Source organism: Methyloversatilis sp. S146-33 (assembly GCF_059552495.1).
The window spans coordinates 1-1,687 of record NZ_JCANOT010000005.1; the positions used below are offsets into that span (position 1 = coordinate 1).

Consider the following 1,687-nt stretch of genomic DNA (forward strand, 5'->3'; position numbering starts at 1 on the left):
ACAGCGCCAGGTCGCTCACATTGGTGCCCCAGACGCCCAGGTAGGCGCCGCTCGAGTGCGCGAGGTCGAAGCCGCCCTGCACCGCCGGATTCTCCTGCGTGTACGAAATGCCGCGGAAGATGTACTGCGAGAACAGGCCCACGTTCGCGCTGACGGTATAGGCCGGCGTGGCCGCCTCTTCGGCAAACGACGACAACGGCAGCAGGCCTGCCAGCATCGCGGGCAGCAGCCCCTTCATTCGTGTTCTTTTCATCTTCAAACGCTCCTCTTGCGGTGGGTGAAGCGCCGGATCAGTGTCCGGCGCGGGTAATGAGGGACTGCGCCTGCAGCCAGCGCAGCGCACGCGCCACCGCGTCGGCCGATGCGTGCAGGTGCTGGCCGATGTCGCTCGGCGCCGTTTGTGGCCCACCCTGCAGCAGTTCGTCGAGCCGTCCGAGGTCGATGCCGTCGATGAAACGCACACCGCGCGGATGCTCGGCGCTGACGACGACGCGGCGCTCGACGATGAAGCCGTCCTCGACCACCGGTCGCGTCGCGAACGCCGCCGCGGCAACCGAGGCGCGCGCCAATGACGAGGCAACGGGTGACTGGGTCACCTGCTGCCAGAAGGGCTCGTCCGACCAGTGCGTCTCGGCCGCGTAGTGCTGCCGCGCCGCCTCGACGCGCGACGCGAACACCGTCTCGATGCGTTCGCGCAGGTAGCGCTGCGCCAGCGCCGTCTGCGCCGGCCGCCGCAGCAGCGTGTGGATGACGGGCACCGCGGCGATGGCACCGGACGCCGCTTCGAACATGCCGTGACCGGACAGCGGATCGCAGGTATAGGCGGCATCGCCGACGCGCAGGTAGCCGTCGCCGACGACGCCACCACGCAGCGCCGCCTGTATGCCGCGCGCCCGTGTCGCGCCGGCCGGCTTCAGTTGCATGCCGAAACGTCGTGGCAGGCGCGTGAGCTGCGCCAGCGCTGCCGCATGCGCCAGATCGAGGTCTCCGCCGACGGCCGCCACGCTGGCCGGCTGTACGACCACCTGGATATGCGCGCAGCCCTGCGGATCGACGCCGCCCCAGGCCCAGCCGGACGGGAAGGACTCGATGAAGGTAGTGCGCGGTTGTGGTCGAGCGCCGTCGAAGGTGCGGCCCAGCGACACCAGCGTAGGGCCGGCATGGCGGTCGGGTGCCATCTTCGGCGCGGTGTGACCGCGGCACTCGGCGAGCAGTGCGGCGTCGGTGCGCTGCAGGCAGCCGTCGGCGTCCTCCCAGCGCACGCACCAGCCGCCATCCTCGCCACGCTCCAGTTCGCGAACCAGCCCGTCACGGAGGTCGACGCCGGCCGCGCGCACGTCACGCAGCAGTGCTTCGTCGAAGGCGACGCGGTCGACGACGAACTCGCCGTTCATCTCGACCTCCTGCGCGTTCCAGCTGGACACGCGATGCCAGCGCGGGCCGAGCAAGGCCAGCGCCTCGTGACAGCCGAGCTGCTTCAGCGCCTCGACCACGCGCTGTGACAGCCCCTCCACCGCCGACGCCGTGCGTCGCCGCCCGATCACCTGCGCCGGCATATCGTGCCGCGCCAGTGCGATCGCAAGCAGACTGGCGGCCGGGCCGGCCCCGAGTATGAGCAGCGGATTCATTGTTGCACCTCCCTGTGTGTCGGCATTGGGCGCAATGCGAGCCACAGCGCGCCGAGCGA

General features: G+C 70.4%; 2 protein-coding genes. Both read right to left on the reverse strand.

Annotated elements, in window-relative coordinates:
* The coding region (locus AC51BJ_RS00205; RefSeq protein ID WP_496278944.1) for a TorF family putative porin at window positions 1-238 on the reverse strand (238 nt) is incomplete at its 3' end.
* A gap of 52 nt (window positions 239-290) precedes the next feature.
* On the reverse strand, window positions 291-1,628 hold the full coding sequence (gene qhpG / locus AC51BJ_RS00210) for a flavin-dependent monooxygenase QhpG (RefSeq protein WP_496278943.1): 1,338 nt from the start codon (window positions 1,626-1,628) through the stop codon (window positions 291-293).
* Window positions 1,629-1,687 lie beyond the last annotated feature (59 nt).